This window comes from Ideonella sp. FW305-24 (assembly GCF_058788035.1).
In genome coordinates, this window is the sequence record NZ_JBYTAI010000006.1 from 296,243 (window position 1) to 318,111 (window position 21,869).

At 64.0% G+C, this 21,869-nt stretch carries 18 protein-coding genes; 11 read left to right on the forward strand and 7 right to left on the reverse strand.

The window, feature by feature from the left end:
• Window positions 1-28: 28 nt before the first annotated feature.
• Window positions 29-973, reverse strand: coding sequence for an N-acetyl-gamma-glutamyl-phosphate reductase (gene argC / locus AC3WR5_RS18535; protein WP_492486177.1), 945 nt, complete (start codon window positions 971-973; stop codon window positions 29-31).
• An 85-nt stretch (window positions 974-1,058) separates the two neighbouring features.
• On the opposite strand from argC, the gene AC3WR5_RS18540 reads away from it, so the two are divergent.
• From AC3WR5_RS18540 to AC3WR5_RS18565, 6 genes are all read left to right on the forward strand, one after another.
• On the forward strand, window positions 1,059-1,655 hold the full coding sequence (locus AC3WR5_RS18540) for an RBBP9/YdeN family alpha/beta hydrolase (RefSeq protein WP_492486179.1): 597 nt from the start codon (window positions 1,059-1,061) through the stop codon (window positions 1,653-1,655).
• A gap of 38 nt (window positions 1,656-1,693) precedes the next feature.
• A complete protein-coding gene (locus tag AC3WR5_RS18545; protein ID WP_141286448.1) occupies window positions 1,694-2,599 on the forward strand; it encodes a ParB/RepB/Spo0J family partition protein in 906 nt (301 codons plus the stop codon).
• Between the two features lie 573 nt (window positions 2,600-3,172).
• Window positions 3,173-5,095 carry a PrkA family serine protein kinase gene (locus AC3WR5_RS18550; RefSeq protein ID WP_141286450.1) on the forward strand — a complete coding sequence of 641 codons (1,923 nt, stop codon included), beginning with the start codon at window positions 3,173-3,175 and terminating at the stop codon, window positions 5,093-5,095.
• 251 nt (window positions 5,096-5,346) lie between these two features.
• On the forward strand, window positions 5,347-6,630 hold the full coding sequence (locus AC3WR5_RS18555) for a YeaH/YhbH family protein (protein WP_141286452.1): 1,284 nt from the start codon (window positions 5,347-5,349) through the stop codon (window positions 6,628-6,630).
• A gap of 95 nt (window positions 6,631-6,725) precedes the next feature.
• Window positions 6,726-8,258, forward strand: a complete 1,533-nt coding sequence (locus tag AC3WR5_RS18560) for a SpoVR family protein (RefSeq protein WP_492486307.1) — start codon at window positions 6,726-6,728, stop codon at window positions 8,256-8,258.
• Window positions 8,259-8,401: 143 nt separating this feature from the next.
• Window positions 8,402-9,373: a hypothetical protein gene (locus AC3WR5_RS18565; RefSeq protein WP_492486181.1), complete on the forward strand. Its 972-nt coding sequence runs from the start codon at window positions 8,402-8,404 to the stop codon at window positions 9,371-9,373.
• 68 nt (window positions 9,374-9,441) lie between these two features.
• On the opposite strand, the gene AC3WR5_RS18570 is transcribed toward AC3WR5_RS18565, so the two are convergent.
• Together AC3WR5_RS18570 and AC3WR5_RS18575 are read right to left on the reverse strand one after the other, a co-directional pair.
• A complete protein-coding gene (locus tag AC3WR5_RS18570) occupies window positions 9,442-10,854 on the reverse strand; it encodes an FAD-binding oxidoreductase (protein WP_492486182.1) in 1,413 nt (470 codons plus the stop codon).
• 32 nt (window positions 10,855-10,886) lie between these two features.
• Window positions 10,887-11,669, reverse strand: a complete 783-nt coding sequence (locus tag AC3WR5_RS18575; protein ID WP_141286464.1) for an SDR family oxidoreductase — start codon at window positions 11,667-11,669, stop codon at window positions 10,887-10,889.
• A 54-nt stretch (window positions 11,670-11,723) separates the two neighbouring features.
• Between AC3WR5_RS18575 and AC3WR5_RS18580 the strand changes: the two genes are divergently transcribed.
• Window positions 11,724-12,332, forward strand: a complete 609-nt coding sequence (locus AC3WR5_RS18580; protein ID WP_231010532.1) for a cob(I)yrinic acid a,c-diamide adenosyltransferase — start codon at window positions 11,724-11,726, stop codon at window positions 12,330-12,332.
• A 160-nt stretch (window positions 12,333-12,492) separates the two neighbouring features.
• Window positions 12,493-13,878: a hypothetical protein gene (locus tag AC3WR5_RS18585; RefSeq protein ID WP_231010531.1), complete on the forward strand. Its 1,386-nt coding sequence runs from the start codon at window positions 12,493-12,495 to the stop codon at window positions 13,876-13,878.
• Between the two features lie 27 nt (window positions 13,879-13,905).
• On the opposite strand, the gene AC3WR5_RS18590 is transcribed toward AC3WR5_RS18585, so the two are convergent.
• From AC3WR5_RS18590 to AC3WR5_RS18600, 3 genes are all read right to left on the reverse strand, one after another.
• Window positions 13,906-15,054 carry a 3-deoxy-7-phosphoheptulonate synthase gene (locus AC3WR5_RS18590; RefSeq protein ID WP_492486184.1) on the reverse strand — a complete coding sequence of 383 codons (1,149 nt, stop codon included), beginning with the start codon at window positions 15,052-15,054 and terminating at the stop codon, window positions 13,906-13,908.
• Between the two features lie 210 nt (window positions 15,055-15,264).
• On the reverse strand, window positions 15,265-15,888 hold the full coding sequence (locus tag AC3WR5_RS18595) for an acyltransferase (protein WP_492486185.1): 624 nt from the start codon (window positions 15,886-15,888) through the stop codon (window positions 15,265-15,267).
• 4 nt (window positions 15,889-15,892) lie between these two features.
• Entirely contained in the window at window positions 15,893-16,789 is an 897-nt protein-coding gene (locus AC3WR5_RS18600; RefSeq protein ID WP_492486186.1) for a glycosyltransferase, read from the reverse strand.
• Between the two features lie 201 nt (window positions 16,790-16,990).
• On the opposite strand from AC3WR5_RS18600, the gene AC3WR5_RS18605 reads away from it, so the two are divergent.
• On the forward strand, window positions 16,991-18,391 hold the full coding sequence (locus AC3WR5_RS18605) for a hypothetical protein (RefSeq protein ID WP_492486188.1): 1,401 nt from the start codon (window positions 16,991-16,993) through the stop codon (window positions 18,389-18,391).
• A 314-nt stretch (window positions 18,392-18,705) separates the two neighbouring features.
• Window positions 18,706-18,918 carry a hypothetical protein gene (locus AC3WR5_RS18610; RefSeq protein WP_492486189.1) on the forward strand — a complete coding sequence of 71 codons (213 nt, stop codon included), beginning with the start codon at window positions 18,706-18,708 and terminating at the stop codon, window positions 18,916-18,918.
• A 906-nt stretch (window positions 18,919-19,824) separates the two neighbouring features.
• On the opposite strand, the gene tldD is transcribed toward AC3WR5_RS18610, so the two are convergent.
• The gene (tldD, locus tag AC3WR5_RS18615) at window positions 19,825-21,288 is read right to left on the reverse strand and encodes a metalloprotease TldD (protein ID WP_492486191.1); all 1,464 of its coding nucleotides are present in this window, start codon (window positions 21,286-21,288) and stop codon (window positions 19,825-19,827) included.
• Window positions 21,289-21,457: 169 nt separating this feature from the next.
• Here tldD and AC3WR5_RS18620 point away from each other — a divergent pair, with 169 nt between their 5' ends.
• Window positions 21,458-21,835: a hypothetical protein gene (locus AC3WR5_RS18620; RefSeq protein ID WP_141287856.1), complete on the forward strand. Its 378-nt coding sequence runs from the start codon at window positions 21,458-21,460 to the stop codon at window positions 21,833-21,835.
• Window positions 21,836-21,869 lie beyond the last annotated feature (34 nt).

Genomic DNA, 21,869 nt, shown 5'->3' on the forward strand with positions numbered 1-21,869 from the left:
GTGGGGTGATGAACTGCAGCTTAGGGGGTCACAGCCCCAGCGACTCCTCGACCCCCAGGTGCACGTTCATGGCCTGCACCGCGGCGCCGCTGGCGCCCTTGCCCAGGTTATCCAAGCGGGTCAGCAGCAGGGCCTGGTGGGCATTGGCGAACACGAAGATGTCGACCCGATTGGTGTCGTTGCAGGCCTGTACGTCGAAGAAGCCTTCTTCGACCGTGGCCGGGTCGCCGCCCAGCGGCATCACGCGGATGAAGGCTTCGCCGGCATAACGTTCGGCCAGCGCATGCTGCAGTGTGGCGGCGTCGGTGCCGGGCTTGAGTTGCGAGAGGTGCAGCGGCACGCTGACGGCCAGGCCTTTGTAGAAGTTGGCGACCACCGGCAGGAACACCGGCGGTTGCTGCAGCCCCGTGTGCGCGGCCATTTCGGGCAGGTGCTTGTGGGCCAGGCCCAGCGCATAAGGGCGCGGCGCGTCCAGACGGACGTCACCGCCTTCCTGGTATTGCTCGATCATCTTCTTGCCGCCGCCGGAGTAGCCGGTCAGCGAGGTCGCTGACACGGCGGCATCCGCCGGCACGAGGCCAGCGTCCACCAGTGGCCGCAGCGCCAGGATGAAGGCGCTGGCGTGGCAGCCGGGATTGGCAATGCGCTTGCTGGCGCGGATCGCGTCGCGCTGGCCCGGCGCCAGTTCGGGCATGCCGAAGGTCCAGCCGGGCACCGTGCGGTGCGCGGTGCTGGCGTCGATCAGGCAGGTGTTGGGGTTGTCGACCAGCGAGACGGCTTCGCGCGAGGCCGCGTCCGGCAGGCAGAGGAAGGCCACGTCGGCGGCATTCAGCAGCCGGGCGCGCTCGGCGTTGTCCTTGCGCTTCTCGGCGTCAATGCGCAGGACTTCGATGTCCGGCCGGCGCGCCAGGTATTCATGGATGCGTAGACCGGTGGTGCCTTCCTGGCCGTCGACAAAGACTTTGTAGCTCATGCGATCCTCATTCGGTCGTCTTGGAATGGCTTGCGCCAGAATCAAGGTCAACTTCACAGCATACGGCATTGACCCGGCGATTTGCATGACCAAGCTTTTGACCGAGCCCAGGGTGCTGCTGCTGCCGGGCTGGCAGAACTCCGGCCCCGCCCATTGGCAGAGCCGCTGGGAAGCCCTCTACGGCGACGAGCGGGTGCTGCAGGCCGACTGGGACTGGCCGCGCCGGGGCGACTGGATGGCGCGGCTGGACGAGGTGCTGCTGGCCGACGCACGGCCGGCGGTGCTGGTCGCGCACAGCCTGGGCTGCCAGCTGGTGGCCGCATGGGCTGCGCATTCCAAGCACACCGCGCGGGTCGGTGCCGCACTGCTGGTCGCGCCGCCGGACACCGAGCGGGAGGACATGCCACCGCAGCTGCACAACTGGCAGCCCATCGTGCGCAAGCCGCTGCCGTTCCCGGCCGTGGCCCTGGTCAGCAGTGACGACCCGTTCTGCAGCCTGCCGCGGGCCATGCAGATGGCTGCCGACTGGGGCGTGGCCTGCCTGGCGCTCGGGCCGCTCGGTCACCTGAACGGCGACTCCGGCCTGGGTGACTGGCCGGAGGGCAGGGCGGTGCTGCAGCAGCTGATGGCGGACCCGGATGACGCGGGGGAAGATCACGGCGGCGAAGACAAAGTGTCATGAGCCCGGGCTGAATCCCGGCCATCGCCGACAATCGCCGCATGGCAACAAAAAAACCCAAGGGCCTCGGGATGGGGCTGGAGGCCTTGCTGGGCCCCAAGGTCAGCGACGCCCCTGCCGCGGCCGCGGCGCGTGACGGTCACCCCTCGGTGTTGAAGATCGCCCAGCTCCAGGCTGGCAAGTACCAGCCGCGCACGCGCATGGACGAAGGCTCGCTCTACGAGTTGGCCGAGAGCATCAAGAGCCAGGGCATCATGCAGCCCATCCTGGTGCGTCCGCTGGACACGCCGGGCCATTACGAGATCATTGCCGGCGAGCGCCGCTTCCGGGCCGCGCAGTTTGCCGGGCTGACCGAGGTGCCGGTGCTGGTCAAGCCGGTGCCGGACGAAGCCGCCGCGGTGATGGCGCTGATCGAGAACATCCAGCGTGAGGACCTGAACCCGCTGGAAGAAGCACAAGGGCTGAAACGACTGGTCGATGAATTCGGCCTGACGCACGAGCAGGCGGCGCAAAGCGTGGGCCGCTCGCGCAGCGCCGCCAGCAACCTGCTGCGCCTTTTGCAGCTCAGCGAGCCGGTGCAGAAGATGCTGATGGCGGGTGACGTGGACATGGGCCATGCACGGGCCCTGCTGCCGCTGCCGGCAGCCCAGCAAATCCTCACGGCCAACGAGATTGTTGCCAAGAAACTCTCGGTTCGCGAGGCCGAGAAGCTGGCCACCAAGGCGCTGAACCCGGGCCGGCAGACGCCGCTGCTGCGGGTGGCCGGCGAAAAGTCGCGCGACATCGTGCGCCTGGAAGAACAGCTGGCCGACAAGCTGACGGCCGATGTCGAGATCCGCGTGCAGCGCAAGACGCGCCGCGGCGAGCAGGGCGAGGTCGTGATCCGTTTCGGCTCGCTGGACGAACTGGCCGGCCTGCTCGACAAGCTGGGTGTGACCGAGCGCTGAGCCGCGGCGCCCGGGGCATTTCCGGGCGTTTGGCAGGGGACCCCCTGCCCTGGGGCGGGCCCGGTGCACCAACTCGGCCCCGCGCCGTGCGCGGGGCCCCTGTCGGCATACGAAGCGCCGTATGGGTCGCCGTATTGGTGGCAGCCCTGTCGTCCGCTGCACGGGTTGTGGCGTTTGTCACGTCATGGCCTTCGACCTGTGTTGCCAAGGCGCTCCCTGTCCTCACCCTCTTGCACCTTGCCGCAAACGGCGCGAAGATGGTTTCACAACGATGACACAAAGGCGCCGCGTCCAGCAGGTTCAGACCGCGCCAAGCTGCTTGTCTGGCACACCTTATGCAAGTTGTGGCGATCAGGCAGTGATGGTGGAAAGCCCTTGAAAGCACCGTCTTTTCACGCGTTTGACACACTCACTTCAGTCGCAATCTAAAGCCTCGCAAAGCACACGAATCACACGTCTCTGATCGGAACGCTCTGATGGCGCCCGGGCTCAGTCAAGCCGGGACTTCATCAAAACTTTCCAGCCGCTGATCGGTCTTGCAACCGGCAGCGCCTTCCCTGCACAGGAGGTCCCATGGACGTGATCAGCAGCTTCGCAGCCCGGTTCGAACGTACCCGTGAAGAGGAGATATCCCTCGAGGACTATCTCAACGAGTGCAAACGCAATCCTCTGGCCTACGCCACCGCCGCCGAGCGCATGCTCAAGGCGATTGGTGAGCCGCAGATGGTCGACACGCGAAACGACCAGCGCCTGTCGCGGCTGTTCGCGAACAAGGTCATCAAGATCTATCCTGCCTTCGCCGAGTTCTACGGCATGGAAGACGCGATCGAGCAGGTCGTGTCGTATTTCCGACATGCCGCTCAAGGCCTGGAAGAAAAGAAGCAGATCCTCTATTTGCTCGGCCCCGTCGGCGGCGGCAAGAGCTCCATCGCCGAGCGCCTGAAGGCACTGATGCAAGAGGTGCCTTTTTATGCAATCAAGGGCTCACCGGTCAACGAGTCGCCGTTGGGCTTGTTCGACCTGATCGAGGACGGCCCGATTCTCGAGAGCGAATACGGCATTCCCCGCCGCTACCTGAACCGCGTGATGAGTCCGTGGGCCGTCAAGCGGTTGGAGGAATACGGCGGCGACATCCGGCAGTTCAAGGTCATCAAGCGCCACCCCAGCATCCTCAAGCAGGTCGGCATTGCGAAGACCGAGCCAGGGGACGAGAACAACCAGGACATCTCTTCGCTGGTGGGCAAGGTCGACATCCGCAAGCTCGAAAGCTACGCGCAGGACGATCCGGACGCCTACAGCTACTCCGGCGGCCTGTGCCTGGCCAACCAGGGCCTGCTGGAATTCGTCGAAATGTTCAAGGCGCCCATCAAGGTGCTGCACCCGCTGCTGACCGCCACGCAGGAAGGCAACTTCAAGGGCACCGAAGGCTTTGGCGCCATTCCGTTCGACGGCGTGGTGCTGGCCCACTCGAATGAAAGCGAGTGGAAGGCCTTCCGCAACAACAAGAACAACGAAGCTTTCCTGGACCGGATCTACATCGTCAAGGTGCCTTACTGCCTGCGCGTGTCCGAGGAAGTGAAGATCTACGAGAAGCTGCTCAAGGGCTCTTCGCTGGCTGGCGCCACCTGCGCGCCCGGCACCTTGAAGATGATGAGCCAGTTCGCCATCCTCACGCGGCTGAAGGAGCCGGAGAACTCGTCGCTGTTCTCGAAGATGCAGATCTATGACGGCGAGAACCTGAAGGACACCGACCCGCGCGCCAAGAGCTACCAGGAGTACCGCGACTACGCAGGCGTGGACGAAGGCATGAGCGGCATCTCGACCCGCTTTGCCTACAAGATCATCTCCAAGGTCTTCAATTTCGACTCGCAGGAGGTCGCGGCCAACCCGGTGCATCTGATGTATGTGCTGGAGCAGCAGATCGAGCGCGAGCAGTTCCCGGCCGATCTCGAGCAGAAGTACACCGCCTTCATTAAGGAGCAGCTGTCGCCGCGCTATGCCGAGTTCATCGGCAAGGAAATCCAGACGGCCTACCTGGAGAGCTACAGCGAGTACGGCCAGAACATCTTCGACCGCTACGTCACCTACGCTGACTACTGGATCCAGGACCAGGAGTTCCGCGACACCGACACCGGCGAGGTCTTCGACCGCGCCTCGTTGAACGGCGAACTGGAGAAGATCGAGAAGCCGGCCGGCATTGCCAACCCGAAGGATTTCCGCAACGAGATCGTCAACTTCGTGCTGCGCGCCCGCGCCAACAACGCCGGCAAGAACCCGCTGTGGACCAGCTATGAGAAGCTGCGTTCGGTGATCGAGAAGAAGATGTTCTCGAACACCGAGGAACTGCTGCCTGTCATCAGCTTCAACGCCAAGGCCAGCGCCGACGAGGCCAAGAAGCACGAGGACTTCGTTGAGCGCATGGTGCGCAAGGGCTACACGCCCAAGCAGGTGCGCTTGCTCTGCGAGTGGTACCTGCGCGTACGCAAGTCGAGCTAGATGGGGCCCCCGGGCAGGCGGGTACGCCTGCCCGCCCCCCGAGGGGGCCGCGGGCCCGGTGGAATGAAGCCCCCAGATCTGCCGCGTTGCGGCAGGCCCCCCGGGGGGGGCAAGAAGCCTAGGGGCGGCCCGTCGGCTTCTTGAGCGCGGCCCGGCGCTCGGCCCGCGTCTCCTCCGGCCACGGGCATGGTTTGTTGTCACTGCGTTTTTGAACTGACCTGAGCGAATCAGGCAATCCAGGAAAGGCCCTCATGCTCCAGCAGATCATTGACCGGCGGCTGGCGGGCAAGAACAAGTCGATTGGCAACCGCGAGCGATTCTTGCGGCGCCACAAGGACCAGATCCGCGACGCGGTGCGTCGCGCGGTCGACGGGCGCGGCATTCGCGACCTGGAGCGCGGTGAAGAGGTGCGCATCCCGAAGAAGGACCTGACCGAGCCGATGTTCCACCATGGCCAGGGTGGCCAGCGCGAAATGGTGCACCCTGGCAACCAGGAGTACGTCACTGGCGACCGCATCGAGCGCCCCAAGGGCGGTGGCGGCAAGGGCAGTGGCAAGGGTCAAGCCAGCGACTCTGGTGAGGGCGACGATGATTTCGTGTTCTCGCTGTCACGCGAGGAGTTCATGCAGGTCTTTTTCGAAGACCTGGCGCTTCCGCACCTGATCCGAACCCAGCTCGCAGAGGTGCCTGAATGGAAGTCGCACCGCGCAGGCTATTCCAGCGATGGCACGCCGAACAACCTGCACGTGGTGCGCTCGATGCGTGGCGCCTTGGGCCGCCGCATTGCCCTGGGCGGCGAGTCGCGCCGCGAACTGCATCGGCTTGAAGAGCGGGTCGCCTTCCTGAAGCGCAACCCGAGCGATGACGAGGTCATCCAGAAGGAGCTGCGCGAAACCGAGGAACGCATTGCCGCGCTCAAGGCCCGGCTGGGCATGATCCCTTTCCTGGACCCGATCGACCTGAAGTTCCGCAGCCGCGTGCGCACACCGGTGCCCACCAGCAAGGCGGTGATGTTCTGCCTGATGGACGTTTCCGGCTCGATGGACGAGCAGCGCAAGGAGCTGTCCAAGCGCTTCTTCATCCTGCTGTACCTGTTCCTGACCAAGCACTACGAGAAGATCGACCTGGTCTTCATCCGCCACCACACGCAGGCACAAGAGGTCAGTGAAGACGACTTTTTCCACGCGCGCGAGACCGGCGGCACGGTGGTGTCCAGCGCACTGGAGCTGATGAGCCAGATCATTGCGCAACGCTACAACCCGACCGAATGGAACATCTATGGTGCCCAGGCCAGTGACGGTGACAACTGGCACCACGACTCCGGCCGCTGCCGAGAGTTGCTGACCGAAAAGCTGCTGCCGGCCTGCCGCTATTACGCGTACGTGCAGGTCGCGGAAGAAGAACAAAACCTGTGGGAGGAGTACAACCGCCTCACGGCGTCCCACAAGAACTTTGCGATGCGCAAGGCTGTAGAAGCCTCGCAGATCTACCCAGTCTTCCGTGATCTCTTCAAGAAGGAAGGGGCGACTGCATGAACACTGCCACCACGCAACGCGAGTTCTCCCAGGACCGCCGTTTCGCCGACAAACCGGCCAAGATCCCTACCGACGGTGACCGTCGCAAGCCTCGCATGTCCTTGGAGTCCCCCTTGCCTTCACCCCAGCGGCCCGAGCGGCCCTTGTCAGATCCCAGTGACTGGTCGTTCGAGCTGATCGAGCAGTACCACGACGTGATCCGGTCGACCGCCAGGCGCTTCGGCCTGGACACCTATCCGAACCAGCTCGAGATCATCACCGCCGAGCAGATGATGGATGCCTACGCCAGTGTGGGCATGCCGGTGAACTATCGGCATTGGAGCTACGGCAAGGAGTTCATCTCCACCGAGAAGAACTACCGCCGTGGCCACATGGGCCTGGCCTACGAGATCGTCATCAACTCCAACCCCTGCATCAGCTACCTGATGGAGGAAAACACGATGGCGATGCAGGCGCTGGTGATCGCCCACGCTGCGTATGGCCACAACAGCTTCTTTAAGGGCAACTACCTGTTCCGCATGTGGACCGACGCCGCGTCCATCATCGACTACCTGGTCTATGCGAAGAACTACGTTGCCGAGTGCGAAGAGCGCCACGGCGTGGAGACGGTCGAGCTGTTCCTCGACTCCTGCCATGCGCTGCAGAACCACGGCGTGGACCGCTACCGCCGGCCCAGCAAGAAGTCGCTCGCCGAAGAGCTGGCCATGCGCAAGGACCGCGAGCACCACGCGCAGCAGCAGGTCAACGACATCTGGCGCACGCTGCCGCGCAAGGCCGAAGTGGCCGAAGAGGAAAAGCAGGCCAAGCGCTTCCCGGTCGACCCGGAAGAGAACCTGCTGTATTTCATCGAGAAGAATGCGCCGCTGCTGGAGCCCTGGCAGCGTGAGGTCGTGCGCATTGTGCGCAAGGTCGCGCAGTATTTCTACCCGCAGCGACAGACCCAGGTCATGAACGAAGGCTGGGCCACTTTCTGGCACCACAAGCTGCTCAACACCATGTACGACGACGGTTTCCTGACCGACGGCGTGATGATCGAGTGGCTGAAGTCGCACACCAACGTGGTCTACCAGCCGCGCGTGGGCGACCGCGGCTACTCCGGCCTGAACCCGTATGCGCTGGGCTTTGCGATGTACACCGACATCAAGCGCATCTGCGACAAGCCCACCGAGGAAGACCAGCAGTGGTTCCCGGACATTGCCGGCAAGCCCTGGCTGCCGGTGCTGGACCAGGCCATGCGCAACTACAAGGACGAGAGCTTCATTGGCCAGTACCTCAGCCCCAAGCTGATCCGCGACTTCCGCCTGTTCGCCATCAGCGACGACGAGAAGCAGAGCGAGCTGGAGGTCAGCGCCATCCATGACGACACAGGCTACCGCCGTGTGCGCGAAGCGCTGTCACGCCAGTACGACCTGGGCACCCGCGAACCCAACATCCAGGTCTGGAACGTCAACCTGCGCGGCGACCGTTCGCTCACGCTGCGCCACACCCAGCACAACGACAGACCGCTGGACGACGGCGCCAACGAAGTGCTCAAGCACGTTGCCCGCCTCTGGGGCTTTGGCGTGCACCTGGAAAGCGTGAATGGCGCAGGAGACGTGACTCGGCGCTGGAACGTGCCGGCGCCTTGAGCCGGGGATTCATCTTCAAGGAACGTACGAACACCCCCGAATGTGGGGATGACCTGCATGACGGGTTGGATTAACGTGCGCGCGCGGGGCGATTTGCGGAGGGCAAAGACGCCCGCCGCAGATAACACTCCATTTCCACCGTCATGAAATTCGATTCTCGCCAGGTATTGGCGGCGGCTTGCACCGCCCTTGCTTCTGTGGCCCAGGCTTCAGACTTCTCCGGCAACTTCGACCTGACCCCGCAGGCGCGGGCATTCCTGGACAAGCGCGTTGAACGCCTGCATCTTCAGTCACCTTCGCGCGCTGTGCAGGCCAGCTATATCAAGGTGGACAACGTTGCCCCCACGCTGACGGCTTTCTCGACCGGCAAGACCGATCTGGATTCCAGCAAGGGAGCGGCACAATTGTTGGTCAATTTCACGGCCAGCGATGATTTTGCCGGCGTCAGCCAAGTCACCCTGTCTGTGCAGAACGCGACCAACTACAGCTCGAACTTCGCCACTTTTGCGGTGGGATATCCCGACAAGACCATCAAGGGCAAGCTTGCCATCGATGCGTCCAACCTGAGCACCGGCATTTGGTCGATCACCTCCCTTCAGGTCTCTGACGCGGCGGGAAACGGGAGGGTCTACGATGCTGCAGCGCTGGCTCAGTTTGGTGGATCGACCAGCTTCACCGTCGTTGGTGCTTCTGGTGACACGCAGGCTCCAACGGTGGTCTCCGGCAAAGTGCTCACGCCTACTGTGAGCTTGTCGGCCCTGCAGAAGGGCTCGTACTACAACCAAGCCATGGCTGGATTCAGTGTCACTGTGCAAGACACGGCCGAAGACAAGGTGTCCGGTGTCCGCATGGCCAGTGCCACCTTCTGCTCACCCAGCGCCTACGATTGCCTTAGCTTCACCAACGCCGAATCCGCACGCGGCCTCGGCAAGGCCGAGATTCGCATGGCCACTACGCCTTATTACTACTATCAACCGACGGGCGACTACAAGCTGACGACGCTCAGCGTAACCGACTTCGCTGGTAACAGCCGTACGATGACCAGCATCGAGGACGGTGGCGACACCGACTTCAGCACCATGTTCCCGTCGACTACGATCACGCTGGTGCCTTGATTGTCTGCACGTTGATGTGACCATTGGGGCCGGCACACGCCGGCCCTTCTCAATTCAGGCGCCTGAATTCACAGCTGAAAGATCTTCCCCGGATTCAGGATGTTGTGCGGGTCCAGCGCCTGCTTGACCGCGCGCATCATTGCCACGGCGCCTTCGCCGGTCTCGTCGATCAGGAAGCCCTGCTTGTGCAGGCCGATGCCGTGCTCGCCTGTGCAGGTGCCTTGCGCGGCGATGGCACGTTCGACGACGCGGCGATTCAGGTCTTCGGCCAGCTCGCGCTCGGCCGGCAGCGCCGGGTCGATCAGGTAGGCGATGTGGAAGTTGCCGTCGCCGACGTGGCCGACGACGAAATGCGGCAGGCCGGCGGCTTCAGCTTCGGCGAGTGCACTGGTCACCATCTCCGCCAGGCGCGAGATCGGGACGCAGGTGTCTGTTGTGACAGCGCGGCAACCGGGTTTCATCTGCAGCGCTGACAGGTAGGCGTGATGACGCGCAGTCCAGAGCCGGGTGCGCTCTTCCGGCGTGGTCGCCCACTGGAAGTCCTGACCACCCCAGTCGCGCGCCAGTTCCTGCACCGTGGCGGCCTGTTCCTTGACACTCGCGTCGCTGCCGTGGAACTCCATCAGCAGCATCGGCGCTTCCTTCAGGCCGAGATGGTCGTTGTGGTTGACCGCCCGCACTGCGTGCGTGTCGAGCAGTTCGCAACGGGCGATTGGCACGCCGAGCTGGATCAGCTGGATGGTGGTGTTGACGGCCGCGCCCACGTCCTCAAAGAAGCAGATGGCCGCGGCCACGCATTCGGGCAGCGGATGCAGCTTCAGCGTGACCTCGGTGATGATGCCCAGCGTGCCTTCGCTGCCGACCATCAGCCGCGTCAGGTCGTAGCCGGCGCTGCTCTTGCGCGCGCGAGTGCCGGTGCGGATGACCTCGCCGCTGGCGGTCACCACCTCGAGCGCCAGCACGTTCTCGCGCATCGTGCCATAGCGCACAGCGTTGGTACCGGACGCGCGCGTCGCACTCATGCCGCCGATGGAAGCGTCCGCGCCCGGGTCGATCGGGAAGAACAGCCCCTGGTCCTTGATCTCGTGGTTCAGCTGGCTGCGCAGCACGCCGGGCTGCACGGTGGCCGTCAAGTCTTCGGCGTGCACGCGCAGCACCTGGTTCATGCGCGACAGGTCCAGGCTGATGCCGCCTTGCACGGCCAGCAGGTGGCCCTCCAGAGACGATCCGGCGCCGTAGGCGATCACCGGTACACGGTGCGCGGCCGCCAGGCGCACGGCCAGCGCCACGTCCGAAGTGCTTTCGCAGAACAGCACGGCCTCGGGCGGCAGCACGTCGAACGGCGACTCGTCGCGGCCGTGCTGTTCGCGGACCGCCAATGCGGTGCTGCAGCGCTCGCCGAAATGTGCGCGCAATTGCGACAGCAGCTCGGCCGGCACCGGTCGAGCAACCTGGTTTGGCATCAGTTGAGGGGCGTTCATGTCGTGATTCCTGTGCGGTCCGGTCGCGGTCTTCAGCGACCGCCAGACACATCAATGAAGGTGCCGGTGCAATACGAGGCTGCGTCAGACAGCAGCCACAGCACCGCGGCCGCGACCTCTTCGGGCTGTCCGCCTCGGCCCATCGGCACGCTGGCTTCCAGCCGCTGCACGCGGCCGGGCTCACCGCCGCTGGCGTGGATGTCGGTGTGGATCAACCCCGGGCGCACGCCATTGACGCGAATGCCCTCGGCCGCGATTTCCTTGGCCAGGCCGATGGTCAACGCTTCGACCGCGCCCTTTGATGCCGCGTAGTCCACGTATTCACCGGGCGCGCCCAGTTTGGCCGCCATCGAGGACAGGTTGACGATGGCGCCGCCCGCGCCGCCGTGGCTGCGCGCCATGCGGCGCACCGCTTCGCGCGCGCAAAGGAAACTGCCGATCACATTGGTCGCCAGCACCTGCTGCAGCCGCGCCGCCGTCATGTGTTCCACACGCATCTGCGGCGCCAGCATGCCGGCGTTGTTGACGAGGCCGTTCAGCCGGCCCAGGGTTTCATCCACCGCCGCGAACATGCGCAGCACCTGCTCTTCCTGCGACACGTCCGCCTGCAGCGCGATGGCCTTGCCGCCCGCTGCCGCGATGCGCTCGACCACCTTTTGCGCCGAGTCCTCGTCACGGTGATAGTTCACCGCCACGGCATGGCCGGCTGCAGCAGCGGCGAGGGCCACCGCAGCACCGATGCCACGGCCACCGCCGGTGACCAGCAAAACAGGAGGTGGGATGGAAGCGGGCGAGGGCGCAAGCGAACTGGGCATGCTGGCAATCTAGCCCAAAACGCTTGTGAAGGCGGCGCCGCTTAACATCGCCGCATGGCCAATCGACTCTCACAAATCGCCACCCGCACTGGCGACGACGGCACCACCGGGCTGGGCGACGGCCAGCGCGTGCCCAAGCACCACCTGCGCATTGCCGCCATGGGCGACGTGGACGAGCTCAACTCGCAGATCGGCGTGCTGCTGGCCGAACCGCTGCCGGACGACGTGCGCGAGCTGCTGGTCGTCGTCCAGCACGAGCTGTTCAACCTCGGCGGCGAGCTGTCCATTCCCGGCTACACCTTGCTGAAAGCCGAGGCGCTGGCCGGGCTGGACGCCGCCCTGGCGCACTACAACGCGGCCCTGCCGAGGCTGGCCGAGTTCATCCTGCCCGCGGGCACCCGCAGCGCGGCGCTGGCCCATGTGGCACGCACCATCGCGCGCCGCGCCGAGCGCGCGGTGGTGGCGCTGACCGCCCACGAGGCCGTCAACGACGCGCCGCGCCAGTACCTGAACCGCCTGTCTGACCTGATGTTCGTGCTGGCCCGTGTGCTGAACCGTGCCAACCTCGACGGCCTTGGCGGTGACGACGTCTATTGGCGCAGCGAGCGCCTGGCGCGCCAGCAGGCCGATGCGTTGCCGGAAGACGACGCGCCCACCGGCTGATCTGCCAAATCCTTCGCACACAACTGAGAGCGTGTGCTGACTTTCACGTTTGACCGACCTGTGTGGACCGCAGGCGTTAATCCGGTCCCCCTCTTGTCCGAAGTCCCGGACTGGAGCGGGCATCTGGCTTTGCCGTTCCTTGTGAACAAAAGGGATGGCGATGGCAAAGGACAAGGCCCGGCAAGGGCAGGGCGGCTGGCGAACGGGCGCTGCAGGCATGTGGACAGCCGCCGCAGTGGCGATGCTCAGCGCCTGTGGTGGTGGCGGTAGCGAGGTGGCGCGTGGCAGTGCGCTGGATTGGCGCACCGCATTGCCGGACAGCGGCGTCAGCGTTGGCCCGGCGGTCCAGGTCAGCCCGGATGCGGTGTATTTCCGCCCGTCGGATGTGGCGACACTGCGCCAGCTGGAAAGAGCCAGCGCGCATGTCGTCGCCAGCGCTGGCAAGGCGCAACGGCGCGCTGCCGCTGATCCGTCCGCCAGCGAGGTGGGCGTGCTGCTGTGGGGCCGGCCGATGGCCTGTGGCGGCACCGAAGGCGGGGCCGCAGGTGTCGCCGCGCCGAGCGACGCCAAGCTGCAAACCCTCTCCAGGCTGACCGGCCTGCCGTCGCAGCGCACGCCCGCCGCCACCCGCTGGAGCTCCGAGCCTGCGAACCACGACTGTGGCGCCGAGAAGGCCAGCGAGTCCGGCGCGACCGCCATCTACGTCGACACCCAAGAGGGCATCGGCGGCATCGGCATGGTCACGACCACCGGCTTCCAGGCCGATGGCAAGCGCGCTGCGCTGCGTCCCTTGGACGCCAATGGCGAGGACGGCTCGGGTGCCAACGCCGGTACCGCCGGCAGCGCGATGACTTTCCGGCCACCGCAGCGCCAGGCCGGCGGCACGCTGCCCTGGTCTGCCACCGGCGCCGCCGCACGCCTGCGCACCCGCCAGCAGGTCGCCTCGCTGACGCTGCGCCGTGGCACGCAAGCCACGGTGCAGGTCCGCCAGTTGCTGCGCGCGACCTTCGTCAATGCCGATTGCGTCAAGGACAAGCGGCCCGCCGCCTGCCAGCTGCAGTACGAACTCGACACCGTGCTCGCACGCTCGGAAGTCAACGGCAGCACCGCCCAGGATGCCTTCGAGCTGAACGGCCACGTCACGTTGGAACCGGCGCGCGGTGGCGCGGCGGTGGTGCGCGGCGGGCTGGGTGCGCCCGGCGAAACCACGCGCGAGCCACACAGTGGCCTGGCCCTGTTCACCTCGCAGGGCTCGGCCACCCAGCATGGCACCTTCGCGCCTCGCACCTTTGACGCGACCGTCAGCCTGGACCAGCTGCTCAACGCCGCCCGCATGGTCGCTGCGCAGCAGCTGGGCGTGGCGCCCAGCCAGCTCAGCAGCGAACAGATGAGCCAGCGATGGGGCAACCGCTGGGACGCACGCGACGCCTGGGTGCTGCAGTCGGCCGAAGTCGGCCAGGAGGTCTACAACCCGGACGATGCCGGCCGGGTCGAGATCGCCGGCGGCGTGCTGGACCTGTATGCCGGCTCGCAGGCGCTTCGATGAAGAGATTCCTCTTTTTAATGCGCCGCCTCAGCCCCGGCGTGCCTTCACCGCTTCGCTGAGCACACGCAGCACCTCGGCCGAGTCGTCCCAGCCAAGACAGGCGTCCGTGATGCTTTGGCCGTAGCAGAGCTGGCCCGCGTCGTCCTTGCCCGGCGTGAACTTCTGCGCGCCGGCCACCAGGTGGCTCTCGACCATCACACCGAAGATCTGCCGGCTGCCGGCGCTCAGCTGCGCGCCGATGTCGCGTGCCACGTCCAGCTGGCGCTGGTACTGCTTGCTCGAATTCGCGTGGCTGCAGTCCACCATCAGCGAAGGCGTCAGCTTGGCCGCTTCCAGCTCGCTGCAGGCCGACATCACGCTTTGCGCGTCATAGTTCGGCGCCTTGCCGCCGCGCAGGATGACGTGGCAATCCTGGTTGCCCTTGGTCTCGACAATCGCGACCTGGCCGTTCTTGTGCACCGACAGAAAATGGTGAGGCCGGGCGGCGGCCTGGATCGCATCGGTTGCGATCTTGATGTTGCCGTCGGTGCCGTTCTTGAAGCCGATCGGTGCGGACAGGCCCGAGGCCAGCTCGCGGTGCACCTGGCTTTCGGTCGTGCGCGCGCCGATGGCGCCCCACGAGATCAGGTCGCCGATGTACTGCGGGCTGATCGTGTCAAGGAACTCGCTGCCTGCCGGCATGCCCAGCCGGTTGATCTCGACCAGCAACTGGCGCGCCATGCGCAGCCCTTCGTCGATGCGGTAGCTCTCGTCCAGGTAGGGGTCGTTGATCAGCCCCTTCCAGCCAACGGTGGTACGCGGCTTTTCGAAGTAGACCCGCATCACGACCTCGAGCGTATCGGTGTACTGCTGGCGCAGCGGCTGCAGCTTGCGCGCGTACTCGAGCGCGGCAGCCGGGTCATGGATCGAGCAGGGCCCGATCACCACCAGCAGCCGGTCGTCCTGACCCTTCATGATGCGCCGCACCGCCTGCCGGGTCGACTGGATCAGCCGCTCGGTCGGCGTGCCAGCAATGGGGAAGAAGCGGATCAGGTGCTCAGGTGGCGGCAAGGGCGTCACCTCCTGGATGCGCTGATCGTCGGTCTCACTGGTGCGCTCGCTCAGCACCAGCCCGCTGCGGGCTTCACTGCTCGACGGGGCGGAAAGGGGCTGGGGCGCGGTCGCCTTGGCATTCATCTGGGCTTCTCCTGGGGACAGTGGTGGCCCTTGGGCACCGGCGAAAAAAAACCGCCGGTGGGGCCGGCGGTTTTCTGGGGATGTTCGCTTGATGCTTCAGTCGCGCGCGATTGCCTCTCCAGCCGCCAAACGGGGCGAGAACCAAAAGTAGGCAAAGAATCGCGGGGTACGCATCACATCTCCATCCTAGCACGAGCGATCCAGACGCCATCAAAACTTGGTTCCCGCCAGTGATGGGTTCTTCATTGGCAGTCGACGTCGATCCCAGGTGATGCCTTGCTTGATGACCCTGGCAGGCACTCCCGCCGACAGGGTGTGTTCGCCCAAGTCGGATGTGACGATCGCACCCGTTCCGACTACGCTGTTGGCGCCAATCTGGACGCCTTTCATCACATAGACGCCATATCCCAGCCACACATGATCTGCGATCGATATGTCACCCGGTGGGTTGAGGCGATCGCCAGTGGCGGCATCCAGAATGCTGTGCATGTCGCTCGTGTCCATCCGAACGTCACCAGCAAACATGCAGTCCTTGCCGATGCGAATCGTGCCGGCTTCATGCATGGTGATTTTGACGCCCATCGTGGTGGTTTTTGCACCGATTTGCAGATGCGCGTTTGCGCTGCGAATGGCGACCTCGCCTATCAAAACACATTGATCGTCAATTGAGATTGAACTGTTGTTCGCTCTGATGTCAATTTTAAAACTTGGCATGCGACAACTCGAGCCTATCGTCAATACGTTGCCATCGCCATGCACTTCGACAGATAACTTTCCTTGGAGGTCCGGTGAAATTTTGATTGAGTTACCTTGCCCATGGTCAATCACGTTCATTGTCCTAATGCCTCCTGCCACGTGAAATTTGTTGAATGACCCGAGAAAACCAGCCTGTGGATGGCGGGTCGCCAGCACCTTGCGGTTCGATGGATCGAGCGGGAGGTTCGCCTGCCTCCACCACGGCTTCAGAAATCACTGGTGGCAATTTTTCACCTGCCGCCAACCAGTGCCTGGCATCTGTTTTATAAGAAAGGCTGCTCTTCAGATAGGCCGGGCCCAGTTGGATGAATCGATGCGCTGTGGAAACTGTCTGAATGTTCGAGTTGGTTGCAACTTCAGGCCTTGCAGCAAGTGAAGTTGCAATTGCGCGGGTGAATATGCCCGGGCCAGAGACTCCCAGTATATTGCGCAGCGCGGCTTGCGGATCCCGCTCGCAGGCCGAGATGACATTTCTCGCGGTGCGCAGCATGGCCTCGCCCATGGCGGCATTGCGAGAACGGGATCCAATCAGCCAGTTGCAAAGGTTTGAGAGATTGTTTGAATCCCATTGATAAACCAGCAGATCGCCTTTCATTGCAATCAAGTCCGGGAGGTTGGGGCGGAAAACGATGTCAGCATCGATGTAGTGTCCACCGGTGCAGTACAGAAACGCTAGCCTGAAAACATCGCATTTCATTGCCGGATGAACGGCAATGTCATAGGCTGAGGAAGTCTCGCTATCGCAGTTGGACAGCAAATATTCTCGAGCGGTGTTTTCATTGAAAATGATGTATTCAATGCCGGCCCGCTGGCAAAGGAATTGATTTCTTTCCAGCAGCGTCTGGATCTGGTCTGGGGGATTCTTGTCCCAGAACTGCATCACGCGCGCGGGGATTTCGCTCACTGAATTCTGGGTCAGTATTTCTCGCCGCTCGCTCAAGAATTTGCAGCTGGCGTCGAGTGTCAACAAAGCTTCCATTCATCCCTCGTTCGCCAAAGTGCCAGGCAACTGGCGGGCCGCGCCAGTGTAAGCGTCCCTCTCGGCCACCACGTGCCGAGCTTTAGCCGGAGGTGGCCACGATCTCTCGCTTTGTTCCCGCACAAGTGCCACGCCCCGCAGGCCGAAGTACTCCTCATGCGGAAGCCGTCCCGGCGACCGCGCGTTACGAGGAGCGCGGGCATGGGCACGCACAAGGCAGAGTTCAACCAATCCAATGTGTCTGGCGCAGCAACCCGCTGGCTGCTGGCTGTGGCAGCCAGCGCGGCACTTGCAGCGTGCGGTGGTGGTGGCGGCAGCTCTGGTGGATCCGTGCCGTCAGGCAGTTCCGGCTCTGGGAGCGAGACGCCACAGGACAGCGGCGGGTCCCCCGTTGCCATCGATGCTTTGCCAGCGGGTACGGCTGCGTTGCGTGTCCTGGTGAACGATTCCATGGCAACCGCCGACCAGCAGCGCAGCTTGTTCGGCGGCGCCACCGTCGCAGGCTGGAACATCCGGGATCCACAGCTCGCAATGGTGCCGGGCATGAAAGTCGCGTTCTTCGGCGTGTCCGAAGAGTGTGATGCCAAGGCAGCCAATGGACCAGTTGCCCAAGGAGGGGACACCGAATTTGCCGCCGCCCGCGCCTTGACTGGCATCGAAGCAGGACCTGCCGAGACGCTTTCGCGATGGACGCCATCCGGCGCGACGACGGCCTGCAATGCTGCCGCACAAAGCCTGACAGGTCCGAATTGGGCATTCCTGAATCCCAGTGCAAGCAATGGCGGGATGGGCATATACACCCAGGTGGGCCCTGGCAGCAATGGTCAGCAATCCTTTCTTCAGGCAACCTCGTCGTCTGGCATTGACGGGGACGGCTACAACGCCAACGGCCTGGCAAATTTCATTGCTTTCCGGCAGGCATGGAACTCGACCGCAGCCATTCGCCCGTGGGGGAACGTGGCCAGCCAGCCTGCAGAGGCCCGCGTTTTGTCGGTGCAGACCATGGGGTCGGCGGATGTTGGCGCCAACAATGGCCCGACGGTCCAGGTCAAACAACAAGTGATGGTGTCGCTGATCAATACCGAGTGCCAAAAGGGTGTGCAGCGCCCCTGCCAGATCCAATATCTGTTCAACACGGCGGCCGTGCGCACAGGCGTCACCGACTGGGAGTCGCGTTCGCCTTCTGGGGAAGGGTGGATTTGGTTTGACGCCGCGCAATCTGGACTGCCGATCGTGGCGGGCATGGTGCCGAGCAAGGGGGGGGCCGTGGCAGATCGGGACACGGGTCTTGCGCTCTATCGTTCTGCCGGTGCGGCCACCCAACATGGCGTTTTTTCCAATCAGCCCTTTGATCTGCGAATCAGCTTCAACGAATTGTTGAACGCTGCTCGCATCATCGCCGCTGCACGGTTGAACATTCCAGCCGCCCAGGTCACGGATGAACAGATGAGCACCTTGTGGTCTGTGCAATGGAACAACCCGGCCTACTGGACTCTGGTCTCGTCGACGTTCGGGCATGAGATTTACAACGACACGGCGGCAACGCGACACTCCCACATTGGTGGCGGCTTCAATACGCTCTATGTCGGCCCTGCGCAATGACGGCTGATTGATTGATGGACGGCCATGCGGGGTGCGCAAGCGAGCATCCCGCATTCGCGTTTGTCGTTAGGCTGGGCGGTTGCCTGGGCCTGGGCAGAAGACGGAACTGAAAGCGTTCCTCTTTGTTCTCAGGAAGGTACACCCAACCCACAGGATGACGCGGTGGCCATTGATCGCTGCCCACTGCCACACACGCTCTACACGTCAAGGTGGATCGTTCATGGTCGGATACCTCTGTGGTGAAGGCCCAGACTGGGGGAGGCGTCGAGGCGGCGTGGAACATGACCGGCCCTCAGCGGGCAATGACGCCGGGCATGAAGATCGCTCTGTTCGGTCGATCCACGGACTGCACCCGCAAGATTTCTGACGGACCGGTGACCGGAGGATCTGACGCCGACTTTTCCCTTGCGGCTGGTAGGACAGGCATCGCCACGAATGCCACCGACAGCAGCAGTCGCTGGACGGCCGGTTCGAATGTCGCTGGAGGCGAAGTTGCCGGGGCGGCCAAGCAGACCGGGCCGAATTGAGTCTTTTCAACCCAAGTGATGCCGGTGGGGGCGTGGGGCTCTACACCACCACAGGCCCGGACAATTTTGGCAAGCGTCCATTTCTGTTACCCACCGGCCAGGCTGGCACGGATGGCAAGGCTACAACGCCAATGGCATTGCAACATACGTCGCGTTTCGCCAAGCATGGAACTCTCCAACTGCGATCAGACCTTGGCGCAGCACATCGGGCGCGACGGTCGACGCGCGTGTGTTTGCCAAGCAAAGCGTGGGTTCGATGGAGGTCGGACGTCCTGCCGAGCGAGCGGTGTCTCAAGTGAAGCAGCACATGATGTTCACCGTGATGAACACCAGCTGCCAAGCCAAGTTGGGCCGTGATGGCGCGATGTGCCACTTGCAGTATGTGTTCAACATGGCGGCTGCTCAGGCTGGCATCACCGACTGGGAGCGCTACTCGCCTTCGACAAGCGCACACATTTGGTTTGATACCGACCAGGGCGCCCTGCCCATCACTGCGGGCCAAATTCCGTCAGCAGGCATGGGTGTGAAAGAAACTGCACATGCGCAGCAACTCTACAGATCAGAAGGTAGCGCGTCCCAGCACCAACCCTTCAAGGAACTGCCGTTCGACATTCGCACCAGTTTCGACGAGTTTCTTACCGCATTGCGCCTGATCACAGGGCACAAGTTGGGCGATTTGGCGCCCGCTGCCGTCACCGATGTCCAGATGCAAACTCGCTGGGGGCCCGACTGGAACAACTCAGAAAAATGGACCTTGGTTTCGACGACTTTTGGTCAGGAAGTGCACAACAGCGAGTTTGAGAAGCGCACGACCTGGATCGGGGGGGCTTCAGCGAAATCTACGCAGGCCCATCGAAATAACCACAGTTCCGATCCATCCGATCAGAGTATCGGGGTCCGCGAAACTCAAGCCGTCCCACCCACCGTCAACCCATCGATCCGCAAGGTCGGCTGCCCCACGCCCACAGGCACGCTCTGGCCCTCCTTGCCGCAGGTGCCGACGCCGGTGTCGAGTTCGAGGTCGTTGCCGATCATGCTGATTCGGGTCATGGCGTCGGGGCCGTTGCCGATCAGGGTGGCACCCTTGACGGGGTAGAGGATCTTGCCGTTTTCGACCCAGAAGGCTTCAGAGGCGGAGAAGACGAACTTGCCGCTGGTGATGTCGACTTGGCCGCCGCCGAAGTTGGTGGCGTAGAGGCCGCGCTTGATGCTGGCGATGATCTCTTCCTTGGGCTTGTCGCCCGCCAGCATGTAGGTGTTGGTCATGCGCGGCATCGGCACGTGGGCGTAGCTTTCACGGCGGCCGTTGCCGGTGGGCTTCACACCGGACAGCCTGGCGTTCATGCTGTCCTGGATGTAGCCGCGCAGGATGCCGTCTTCGATCAGCACGTTGCGCTGGGTCGGGTTGCCTTCGTCGTCGACGTTCAGCGAGCCGCGGCGGTCGGTCAGCGTGCCGTCGTCCAGTACGGTGACGCCCTTGGAGGCGACGCGTTCGCCGATGCGGCCGGAGAAGGTGGACGCGCCCTTGCGGTTGAAGTCACCTTCCAGTCCGTGGCCAACGGCTTCGTGCAGCATCACGCCGGGCCAGCCGGACCCCAGCACGACGGTCATCATGCCGGCCGGTGCGGGGCGGGAGTCCAGGTTGGTCAGTGCCGCGTTGACGGCCTGGTCCACGTATTCGTTGAGCTGGGATTCCTGAAAGTAGCCCAGGCCGAAGCGGCCGCCGCCGCCGCCGGAGCCGACTTCGCGGCGGCCGTTCTGCTCGGCAATGACGGTGACCGACAGGCGCACCAGCGGGCGCACGTCGGCGGCGCGGGTGCCGTCGGCGCGTGCCACCATCACCACGTCGTATTCAGCGGCCAGGCCGGCCATGACCTGTACCACGCGCGGGTCGCGGGCGCGGGCCATCTTCTCGACGCGCTCCAGCAGCGCGACCTTCTGCGTGCTGTCCAGCGTGGCGATCGGGTCCAGCGGCGCGTAGAGCAAACGGCTCTTTGCGATTTGCGGCTTGCGGTCCAGCTTGACGCGGCGGCTCTGGCCGGCTGCAGCGATGCTGCGCACGGTGCGCGCGGCATCCAGCAGCGCGGCCTCGGAAATGTCGTCCGAATAGGCGAACGCAGTTTTCTCGCCGGCGATGGCGCGCACGCCCACGCCCTGGTCGATCGAGAAGCTGCCGCTCTTGACGATGCCTTCTTCCAGGCTCCAGCCTTCGTGGCGGGTGTACTGGAAATAGAGATCCGCGTCGTCCACCCGGTGTTCACCGATGGTGGCCAGGGCGCGGGACAGGCTGGCTTCCGTCAGCTGGTAAGGGTCCAGCAGCAGGCTTTGGGCCACGGCAAGCCGTTCGAGGGTGGGTTCGCGCGAGATCATGTTTTTGATTGTAGGAGTGCGCCTGCAGCCTGTGGGGCGTTACATGCATTGACCATTCGATGTCATCTCACGCAGCATGGGATGCGTTGTGCTTCACATCCGGCGACACAAGCAACCCCACCCACCGGCGCCGGCCTGTTTGTCTCACCCAAATCGAAGGAGCGATCCCATGTTCAAGCTGCAAACCACCTCTGCACTGGCCCTGGCCAGCATCCTGTCCCTGGCCAGCGTGGCGGCCTCCGCGCAAACCGCGACCCCGGTCGAGCGCGGCGCCAGCACGCCGCACATTGCGCAAAAGCAGGACCGCCAACAACAGCGCATCGACAAAGCCGCCGCCAGCGGTGGCCTGAATGCTGCCGAAACCAACCGCCTGGACAAGCAGGAAACGCACATCAGCAACCTGCAAGACAAGGCTGCTGCCGATGGCACGGTGACCGCCAAGGAGCGCAGCCGCGTGCGTTCGGCCGAGCGCCGCACCAACCGCCACATTGCCCGTCAGGCGCATGACGGCCAGACCACTGCGCCGACGACCACCCCGCAACAGTGATCGTCCAAGGTGTGTGCAGGTCACCTGCCGGCGC

Bases quoted from the DNA above. Each gene is read 5' to 3' on its own strand.
- argC (WP_492486177.1), bottom strand. From the start codon at position 973: ATGAGCTACAAAGTCTTTGTCGACGGCCAGGAAGGCACCACCGGTCTA.
- AC3WR5_RS18540 (WP_492486179.1), top strand. From the start codon at position 1,059: ATGACCAAGCTTTTGACCGAGCCCAGGGTGCTGCTGCTGCCGGGCTGG.
- AC3WR5_RS18545 (WP_141286448.1), top strand. From the start codon at position 1,694: ATGGCAACAAAAAAACCCAAGGGCCTCGGGATGGGGCTGGAGGCCTTG.
- AC3WR5_RS18550 (WP_141286450.1), top strand. From the start codon at position 3,173: ATGGACGTGATCAGCAGCTTCGCAGCCCGGTTCGAACGTACCCGTGAA.
- AC3WR5_RS18555 (WP_141286452.1), top strand. From the start codon at position 5,347: ATGCTCCAGCAGATCATTGACCGGCGGCTGGCGGGCAAGAACAAGTCG.
- AC3WR5_RS18560 (WP_492486307.1), top strand. From the start codon at position 6,726: ATGTCCTTGGAGTCCCCCTTGCCTTCACCCCAGCGGCCCGAGCGGCCC.
- AC3WR5_RS18565 (WP_492486181.1), top strand. From the start codon at position 8,402: ATGAAATTCGATTCTCGCCAGGTATTGGCGGCGGCTTGCACCGCCCTT.
- AC3WR5_RS18570 (WP_492486182.1), bottom strand. From the start codon at position 10,854: ATGAACGCCCCTCAACTGATGCCAAACCAGGTTGCTCGACCGGTGCCG.
- AC3WR5_RS18575 (WP_141286464.1), bottom strand. From the start codon at position 11,669: ATGCCCAGTTCGCTTGCGCCCTCGCCCGCTTCCATCCCACCTCCTGTT.
- AC3WR5_RS18580 (WP_231010532.1), top strand. From the start codon at position 11,724: ATGGCCAATCGACTCTCACAAATCGCCACCCGCACTGGCGACGACGGC.
- AC3WR5_RS18585 (WP_231010531.1), top strand. From the start codon at position 12,493: ATGGCAAAGGACAAGGCCCGGCAAGGGCAGGGCGGCTGGCGAACGGGC.
- AC3WR5_RS18590 (WP_492486184.1), bottom strand. From the start codon at position 15,054: ATGAATGCCAAGGCGACCGCGCCCCAGCCCCTTTCCGCCCCGTCGAGC.
- AC3WR5_RS18595 (WP_492486185.1), bottom strand. From the start codon at position 15,888: ATGAACGTGATTGACCATGGGCAAGGTAACTCAATCAAAATTTCACCG.
- AC3WR5_RS18600 (WP_492486186.1), bottom strand. From the start codon at position 16,789: ATGGAAGCTTTGTTGACACTCGACGCCAGCTGCAAATTCTTGAGCGAG.
- AC3WR5_RS18605 (WP_492486188.1), top strand. From the start codon at position 16,991: ATGGGCACGCACAAGGCAGAGTTCAACCAATCCAATGTGTCTGGCGCA.
- AC3WR5_RS18610 (WP_492486189.1), top strand. From the start codon at position 18,706: ATGAAGATCGCTCTGTTCGGTCGATCCACGGACTGCACCCGCAAGATT.
- tldD (WP_492486191.1), bottom strand. From the start codon at position 21,288: ATGATCTCGCGCGAACCCACCCTCGAACGGCTTGCCGTGGCCCAAAGC.
- AC3WR5_RS18620 (WP_141287856.1), top strand. From the start codon at position 21,458: ATGTTCAAGCTGCAAACCACCTCTGCACTGGCCCTGGCCAGCATCCTG.